This is a genomic window from Comamonas avium, assembly GCF_014836675.1.
Lineage (GTDB): Bacteria > Pseudomonadota > Gammaproteobacteria > Burkholderiales > Burkholderiaceae_C > Comamonas > Comamonas avium.
Window position 1 is genome coordinate 65,782 of the sequence record NZ_JACSQK010000011.1, and the last position, 8,710, is coordinate 74,491.

The 8,710-nt window shown below is 58.3% G+C and carries 8 protein-coding genes; 5 read left to right on the top strand and 3 right to left on the bottom strand.

Features of this window, described 5'->3' with window-relative positions; genetic code table 11:
- Positions 1-203 precede the first annotated feature (203 nt).
- Complete coding sequence (locus tag H9646_RS17775) at positions 204-3,755, top strand: putative Ig domain-containing protein (protein WP_225214312.1); 3,552 nt, start codon at positions 204-206, stop codon at positions 3,753-3,755.
- Positions 3,756-3,909: 154 nt separating this feature from the next.
- On the opposite strand, the gene H9646_RS17780 is transcribed toward H9646_RS17775, so the two are convergent.
- On the bottom strand, positions 3,910-4,086 hold the full coding sequence (locus H9646_RS17780; RefSeq protein WP_191724730.1) for a hypothetical protein: 177 nt from the start codon (positions 4,084-4,086) through the stop codon (positions 3,910-3,912).
- A 720-nt stretch (positions 4,087-4,806) separates the two neighbouring features.
- On the opposite strand from H9646_RS17780, the gene H9646_RS17785 reads away from it, so the two are divergent.
- The 4 genes from H9646_RS17785 (at position 4,807) to H9646_RS17800 (ending at position 6,650) form a co-directional block, all read left to right on the top strand.
- Complete coding sequence (locus H9646_RS17785) at positions 4,807-4,983, top strand: hypothetical protein (protein WP_191724731.1); 177 nt, start codon at positions 4,807-4,809, stop codon at positions 4,981-4,983.
- Positions 4,984-5,042: 59 nt separating this feature from the next.
- Entirely contained in the window at positions 5,043-5,195 is a 153-nt protein-coding gene (locus H9646_RS17790) for a hypothetical protein (protein ID WP_191724732.1), read from the top strand.
- Between the two features lie 474 nt (positions 5,196-5,669).
- Positions 5,670-6,062, top strand: a complete 393-nt coding sequence (locus H9646_RS17795) for a hypothetical protein (RefSeq protein ID WP_225214313.1) — start codon at positions 5,670-5,672, stop codon at positions 6,060-6,062.
- Positions 6,063-6,314: 252 nt separating this feature from the next.
- Positions 6,315-6,650: a hypothetical protein gene (locus H9646_RS17800; protein ID WP_191724733.1), complete on the top strand. Its 336-nt coding sequence runs from the start codon at positions 6,315-6,317 to the stop codon at positions 6,648-6,650.
- An 84-nt stretch (positions 6,651-6,734) separates the two neighbouring features.
- Here H9646_RS17800 and H9646_RS17805 read toward each other — a convergent pair whose 3' ends face one another.
- Positions 6,735-6,872 carry a hypothetical protein gene (locus H9646_RS17805; RefSeq protein ID WP_191724734.1) on the bottom strand — a complete coding sequence of 46 codons (138 nt, stop codon included), beginning with the start codon at positions 6,870-6,872 and terminating at the stop codon, positions 6,735-6,737.
- A 728-nt stretch (positions 6,873-7,600) separates the two neighbouring features.
- Positions 7,601-8,710, bottom strand: a 1,110-nt coding sequence (locus H9646_RS17810) for an autotransporter outer membrane beta-barrel domain-containing protein (RefSeq protein WP_191724735.1), incomplete at its 5' end; no start/stop codon positions are given.

The window sequence follows — 8,710 nt, forward strand, 5'->3', positions numbered from 1 at the left end:
AAATCAGTTATTTCCAATGCGAGTTTTTGTTAATAGCATCTAGACAAAACCCCGTGCCAGACCGCGCTGGTTCATTGGCGGTTGCCGGTGCTTGCCACTCGCAGTTTTTCACATCCCTTTTGCTTTGAACTTATATGGCTCCATTCTTTGGTCTGCTGCTGGACGCCGGCTTCCCACATCCATCCACCACGAAGGGGCACCCGTTGAGAGGTTGGCTACATGCCTTCTGGCGTAAGGGGCTGCTGATTTTGAGCTTGCTGCTATGCAGCAGCTATGTGCATGCGCAGGGAGCACCCACTGTCGCTGGTGTAGGCCCCAACAGCGGTAGCACGACAGGTGGCGACAGTGTGATCCTGACAGGCACCAACTTTACCGGAGCCACAGCGGTGAGGTTTGGCGAAAAATCCGCCACCGGCTTTAGCGTCAACAACGCCACCACCATCACAGCAACCACCCCGACCCATGCTGCAGGCGCGGTGACCGTGGAGGTCACCACACCGGGTGGCAGCGCCGCCCTGACCAATGCCTACACCTATGTCCTACCTGCCCCGGCGGTTGGCCAGGTGAGTGCCACAGTGGCGGCCAATAGCAGCAGCAACCCCATTACCCTGAGCCTGAGCGGTGGCGCGGCCACCAGTGTCGCGGTGGTCAGCAGCCCGGCCCACGGCATCGCCTTGGCCAGCGGCACCAGCATCAGATACACCCCTGCCGCAGGGTATTCGGGCAGTGACAGCTTCATCTACACCGCCACCGGCGCCGGCGGTACCTCGGCGGCGGCCACGGTGACCATCACTGTCAGTGCGCCCCCCCTGACGATCACTCCGACGACTCTGCCCAACGGCACTCAAAGCACGGCCTACAGCCAGACCCTGACCACCTCCGCGGGCACCGTCCCCTACAGCTACCGCATCACATCCGGCAGCCTGCCGGCCGGCCTGAGCCTGGACATCAGCAGCGGCGTGATCAGCGGCACCCCCACTGCCGGTGGTACCTATAACTTCAGCATCGGCGTGCAGGACCGGTACAGTGCCACCGGCAGCCAGGCGTACAGCCTGACGGTCAGTGCCCCGAGCATCACCCTGAGCCCCGGCTCCCTGAGCAACGGCACCGTCGGTGTTACCTACAACAGCAGCTTCAGCGCCTCTGGCGGCACCGCACCCTACAGCTACAGCATCACATCCGGCAGCCTGCCGACCGGCCTGAGCCTGAACAACAGCACCGGTACACTCAGCGGCACCCCCACTGCCGGTGGTACCTTCAACCTGACCATCACCGCCAGCGATACCAACGGCGCCACCGGCAGCCAGACGTACAGCCTGACGGTCAGTGCCCCGAGCATCACCCTGAGCCCCGGCTCCCTGATCAACGGCACCGTCGGTACGCCCTATAGCGCAACCCTCAGCTCCACCGGCGGCACCGCACCCTACAGCTACAGCATCACATCCGGCAGCCTGCCAACCGGCCTCAGCCTGAACACCGGCACCGGTGCGATCAGCGGCATACCAAGCGTCGCTGGCGCCTACAACCTGACCATCACTGCCACCGATACCAACAGCGCCACCGGCTCCCAGGCCTACTCGATCACCATCGGCGGCCAGGTGCCGGTTTCCACCGCCGTCATCGCAGTGGTGCCGGCCAACAGCAGCTTGAACCCGATCACGTTGAATATCTCCGGCGGCGCCGCCACCAGCGTCGCCGTGGCCAGCGCCGCCAGCCACGGGACTGCCACGGCCAGCGGGACCAGCATCAGCTACACGCCTGCCGCCGGTTTCTCCGGTGCCGACAGTTTCACCTACACCGCCACCAACGCCAGCGGCACTTCCAGCCCGGCCACGGTGAGCATCACCGTCAGTGCGCCCACCCTGACGATCACTCCGACGACTCTGCCCAACGGCACTCAAAGCACGGCCTACAGCCAGACCCTGACCACCTCCGCGGGCACCGCCCCCTACAGCTACCGCATCACATCCGGCAACCTGCCGGCCGGCCTGAGCCTGAACACCAGCAGCGGCGTGTTCAGCGGCACCCCCACTGCCGGTGGTGCCTTCAACCTGACCATTACCGTCACCGACGCCAACGGAGCTACCGGTTCCCAGCCCTACAGCTTGCAGGTGCAGGCCCAGTCCGTAGTAGTACCACCCAGCAACCAAACCGTGGCCGCCGGTCAGACCGCCAGCGTCGACCTGACCCAGGGCGCCACCGGCGGCCCGTTCACCAGCGCCACGCTGCTGTCGGTGAGCCCACCGTCGGCGGGTACCGCACGCATGACCGGCCCATTCACCATGAGCTTTGCCCCGGCTGCGGCCTTCAGCGGCAGCGCGGTAGTGAGCTTCAACCTGCAGGCCGCCAGCGGCAGCGTGGGCAACGGCTTCGTCACCTTCGCCGTGCAGTCGCGCCCCGACCCCACAACGGATGCGACTGTGCGCGGTGTCACCACATCGCAACAGCAAGCGGCCGTGCGTTTTGCGGGCACACAGTTGATGAACTTCACCCAGCGGCTGGAACACTTGCGCACCCCCCAGCGCAGCACATTCACGAACGGATTGCAGCTGGCCATGCCCCGGGCAGTAAACACCCAAGTGCGCAACTGCCGAAGTGCCACCAGTTTGCTGGAGCAGCAAGAGTGCGTCAGCAGTCAGGGCCGCATGGAGCGTGGCAGCCTGGCTCCGGGATGGAGCCGCGCCGCGCAGCACAATGCAGCAGCGGCTGCGCAGGGCATGAATACGGAGCAGGCCTTTGCCTCCAGACCTCAGCCCTTAGGGCAAGACGTACCGCTTTCTGAGGTGGGTAGTGCTTCTGGCACCCAACGCTCTGTGACTGCTTCTCAGCAATTCATGGGCAAGATTGCTCCAGAACATGCGCAAATGACGGCTCTACCAGCGGCAGACACCCCCATCGCCGAGCCGGGTAGCGCAGCACGCCCGCGCTTGGCCTACTGGACATCTGGCATGGTGGATTGGGGTTTTGCAGACGCCACTGCCGGTCAAGATGATGGCCTGCGCTTTACCACCAGCGGCGTCACCATGGGCATGGACTATTTGCTGAGCAAAGAATGGACGGTTGGCATGGGCATTGGCTTTGCCTATGACCGTACAAAGATTGGCAGCGAAGGCAGCCGCAACCACAGCAAAGGGGTGAGTACCGCTCTGTATGGCAGCTGGAACCCAGCACCTGCTTATTTTGTGGACGGTGTGCTGGGTTACAGCCGCATGAGTTTTGACACCCGCCGCTGGGTAGCCGATGCTGGAGAGTTTGCCCAAGGCGAGCGTGATGGCTCTCAGTGGTTTGCAGCCCTGTCTGCTGGGTATGAATGGCGCACTGAGCATTGGATGCTTTCACCCTACGGCCGTTTGCAATTTGCCCGCAGCAGTTTGGATGCTTACACGGAAACAGGTGCGGGCTGGCATGCGCTGCGCTTTGAAAAGCAAAGCATCACCAACACCTCTGCATCGCTGGGCTTGCGCGGCGAAATCAGCCATGACACCCGCTGGGGTACGCTGCTGCCATTTGGCCGCCTGGAGCTGCAACATGACTTTGACCACCAATCCAATATGCGCCTTGGCTATGCGGACTTGGCCGGGTCTTCACAAAGCTACAGCATCAGCAGCACCGCACTTGGGCGTAACCGTGTACAGCTGGGGTTTGGTAGCAGACTGCAGTCACGGGTTGGTACGTTTGCGGCAGAAATGCAGTTCACACGCAGCAGCCACAGCTTTCAGCGTGGGCTGCGCCTGATGTACACCACACGCTGGTAACCGGGCTTAAGCCACCGCAATAGCTCTGCACGCTAAACACAAAGCCCCTGCCAGCCAACGCCAGCAGGGGCTTTTTAATGCTTACAAAATTCAAGCAAAATTTTCCTCAACCGCTTACACAGCAAGCGGTAGGAGCTGTCAAATCAATCAATCTTCATTGCCTGTAGAGAGTGATCTGTCCACCACCGTTTGAAGCGTCTGCCTTGGCTTTGATTTCGCGAAACAGGGCACGCTTGGTCAGTGACTGGGTGCAGGCGGTTGCAAGGGCGGCCATTTGCGCATAGCAGGCGGCTACGTCGTGGTTGGTGATGTACTGGGTCAACTCGGCCAAGCATTGACAAGTCGGAAAGCTGCGACCACAAACCAAAGTTTTGTTACAGAAGGCTGCGGTTTGAGCGTATGTGGAGCCTATCAGTTACGTACCTTCACCAATTTCATGTAACGCTGGCAGTCTTTGCCCAATCAAAGCGTACTGTGGTATTGGGAGGCCTAGAGTTACTGAAGACAGACCAGAATTGGAGGTCTATATGTCATGGTTAAAAAACTGCTGTCTAGCCTTGAGGGGACGCGCGAATGGATGCGGCGCCCAATCAAGCACAGCACCACCATCGCAGCCTGATAAGGCTCCCAGTGAAAAAGACAAAAACAACGACCAGCAACAGCAACAGCAGCAGCCGCAAAAAAAGCGAGGCCCACTGAGTGCTCTGCAGCAAGATTATTGATTGCAAGGGTCAAAGGTTTATGCCCGCTCACCGCGGGTTTTTTTTCTGTCCCCGCTTCAGCACAGCCATCTGGTGAAGGGCGCCGCCGATGCAACAGTACCCGCAAGGGGAAACCACCCAAACTGCGCACAGATAGGTGCTGCCCTCTGAGCGCCATCAGAGGGTAACAGAGCCTTGTGACAGAGGGCTGCGGTTTGTAATTGAACGCAAGAGTTGCCCAGCTCTACAGGGGTGTGGTCCCGAGCCCCCCAAACATAGGGGCCGGACTCCTACACCTCCGATGAACGGCATGCATCACCCTGAAAGCTCAACCGTAAAGGAGTGCATACATGACAGCTGATCATCAAAAACCGACACCCACCGCATTCGACCCCAAGGATGCAAAGCCAGGCGCCAATCCCAACGTCCCCTCTGATCTCAATGATCCACGCAACCCTAAAAGCCCACACCCAGCTGAGCCAACGGAACAACAAAACCGCGTGATCAAGCAGCCACGCAAGGAGTGAATGCAATGATTCAACCCAAAAAGCCCAGATCACTACCGGAGGATGAGGAAATGGATCCCGTGGGTCTGCCATACCCTGAGCAGCAAGACCCGACGTTGCCCAATGACGGCGACGATCCGCCCCACCCACCATTTTCTCCAGACAGAGAGCCTGACATCCCGGAGGATCCAGAATTCGAGAGAGTGGTTCAGCCCGAGCCGCCCAATGTCTAAGACACCAACCCCACCCGCTTGGAGCGGGTTTTTTATTACCCAAACCCAAGCAGCTTCCAACCGTGGGCTGTTTTTGTTTGTCCAGGCAGAGCATCGTGTAAGCAAGCCAGCTGTAGGCCAGCCCGTAAGCACAAAACACCGCCGCCTGGCGTGTCTCCAGGGCTATCTGGTGAGTTGTTTGCAGCCCAAACATCTGACCTGATGGCAATCGTGACAGGGTTTTCGCACACCACCTCAAGCTAGCTGATGCAGCTTCTTGCACTTGCGAATGCGGGCCCGTGCGTTCGCGTTGGCCGGCGAGGTGTTGTGAACTGAATCATTCTCCCCAGTGCAATGCAGTAGCCGCACCACAGCAAGCCAGTTTGCAACTTCGGTCGCGGCTAGCGCTTGCTGCATCTGCATTTCTAACTATATTTAGCAAATACACCAACCCTCAAGGTCTACGCCTTGCGGGCTTTTTCTTTTGGAGAGTGAATGAGCACAACCATACCAAACATGCAAGCAGAGCCATTTCAACAGCGAGTGAACCGTTGGGTGGTCGAGTGCTTTGGCGAAACCATTGCCAACGACACGACCGAACGCAACCACCGTTTTCTGGAGGAAGCTTTAGAGCTGGTGCAGTCCTTGGGCTGCACACGCAGCGAAGTCATGCAACTGGTGGACTATGTTTTTGCACGCTCCGCTGGTGAGCCCAGTCAGGAAGTGGGTGGCGTGACAGTCACTCTGGCCTCGCTTTGTTCTGCCTCCAACCTTGATATGCAAAACGCCGCAGAAGTAGAGCTGCACCGCATCAGTGATCCGGTCATCACCAACAAGATCAGGGCCAAGCATGCAGCCAAGCCCAAGTACGCCCCCCATGCAAGCTAACAAGACTGCATACAGGTTCTTTTGGCGCTAGCCAGCCACCAGTGAAGGCTAAGCCCCACCCCAAGCCCGCTCGGCACCAGTCGTGCGGGCTTTTTCTATGAAGCAAACCCCATGAGCACCACCAGCCCACCCGGAACATGACGCGCAGGTTTTTTCAGCTGCGATAAGCACACAACAAGATAAAACAAGCCCTTATCGGCATTGCAGAAATGGACATTTGCAATCATTGTCTCTCTCGGTTACACATTAACCATGAATTACCAAGCGACTTTCGAGCGCCGTTTCTACGCGCTGCTAAAAGCTGTTGATCCACAGCCTCGTTGTACAAGCCGCCAAGAAGCACATGATCTGCTCTTGAAACATTGGGTTCTGATTTGCGAAATGAACGGGCTGTCCAAAATACAGGTCGAACGGATGAAGTCACGCAGTTTGAGTACTGCGCATGGGTGGCACAACCTTGACCAGAACCCCTGCCACTGGGATTCCAAAACGTCACCCGGGGTGCGTATTTATCTGCATGACGATGGACTGATAGTGATGCAGCGCATCAATGATGGAGAGAAGCATGAGATTCTTTTCCTCAAATAAAAAGTTGCGCAAAAAAGAATCTGGCTGCCAAGGCCAAGAACCACTTCCCAGGTTGCAAAGCGCTCTAAGGCGGCGTCTGGCTAATTACCAAGGAACAAAAGCAATCAAAAGAATGACCACGATGAGCGCAACCGCAATCTGCACTGTGCGGTTAGTTGCATAACGGTTTTTGGAAGATGAGGTCGGAACCTGACCTTCTGAGTTTGGAGGTGGTGTAGTCATGAACCAACCATAAGCCCGCGCTTTTCCCCAGCATGTCGGACAACCTGCCGCTTGTCGCAGCCGCTTGTCTCTATCCAGCTGCCTTGAGCAGGTTTTTTGTTTTCAAGCACTCCATGAACACCCCGCCAGCTGCGCAGGAACAAAGCCCCAAGCTACACAAACGCTGCTATAGCTGCAGCGCGACGTCGCGCCAGATTTGAGTGGCAGAGGGACTTGGAGTCCAATGCCGACCACCAAATAATCTGTGTCAATCTTGTGTGAATTCGGTGTGAATTTAACGACACCGCAGGACACTTCAAGGCAAAAGAAAACCGCCACACTCTGAGTGTTTTCAGTGTGTGGCGGTGTCGTGGATGGTGGAGCTGGCGAGAATTGAACCCGCGTCTAACCCAATAAACATGCGGCTTCCAAGGCGTCTGTGCTAAATCGGTGCTATCACCTAAATTTCACGACAGACCATCACAGACCCAGCAATTCAATTCCGTATTTCTCAATTGAACCTACGTCCGCAGTTAGCCACATAAGGCGGGCTTTGTGCAACAAATTGCGACGGAGAAATCAATCTTTTCTTCTGAATAAAGTAGTACTTCTTGATGACTAACATTGAGTAATGATCGCAGCCGCCCTTCTCTGCCTCGTCGTCAGCATCTCAGACGGCGACACCCTCTACTAAAAAACCCCTGCCAGTTTGCACCGACAGGGGTTTGTTCTTTGCGCAGACTGCGCGCTTAGAAAGCCCAGCGCACCTTCACGCTGGCAGACTGGTCACGGCTGCCGCTACCGTATTCACCGTTGTAGCCCAGCACCAAGGCCGAGTAACGGCTCAGCGCCATCTCAGCCTGCAGGCCCACCAGCGCCGTGTTGCGCGCCAGTGGCGCACCAGCCACGGTAAAGCTGCTGGAGCCTTCAAACGCCATGGTGCGGTTCTGGCTCAAATTGCCCCAGGCATGGCGCACGCCCAGTGATGCACGCACGCGGGTGTCTTTGCCTGCCAGCACAAAGTCACTGTGCGCACGCACACCCAGCGTGGTGCTGGCCAGTGTGTCGCGGCTGGATTCGCTGCTCAGTGCTGCAAACCCGCCGCTTTCCTTGAAGCTGTTCGTGCGCTGCTCGCCCAGCGTGATACCTACAAATGGCTCAAACCCTTGCTTGTCGTACTGGCCCATGGCGTAACCCACTTCGGCAAACAACTGCGCTGTGTGGGCGCTGTAGTCAGCTTTGAGGTTCTGGTTCAAAGTGACCACGCTGCGTTCAGACTCAATGCTGTGCTTGGTATACGCCAAGCCACCAATCACATTGATGCGGTTGGCGCCATGGCTAAAGCCCTTGCCCCCATACACCGCAGCGCTGTAGCTGCTGATGTCGGCCGATGCATCACGGCTTTTAACCTGCGCATCTGCGCTGGTGTAACCCAGCGAGCCACCCACACGCCAGCCACTGCTGCCCACTTCTTCGTCAGCACCCAGGAACAGTCCCGTGGTGTTTTGCTTCACACCGGGGGTGTTGCTGTTGCCATCCATCTTTTGCCAGTGGCCCACCACCTCTACCCATGCAGGCAGGGCTTTGGACGATGGCAAGGCCGAGGCTGGCAGCGGCCCATCCGACTGGGCAATCGGTGCGCCTGCACGCAGGCCTGCGGTCAGGTTGTTGCGCAAGTGCTGCTGGCTGATGTTGGGCGCTTGCGCGCTCAGCATGTTCACCGTGCCTGTCATGGTGGCGTGCGCATCGCCAGAAAGGCTACTGAACACCGCCGCTGGTGTGCCGGCAGGCAATGTCTCGATGTGCTGGTACAGCGCGTGCGTGCTGGGCAGGCTCTCCAGCGCATTGGCGGCCGATCC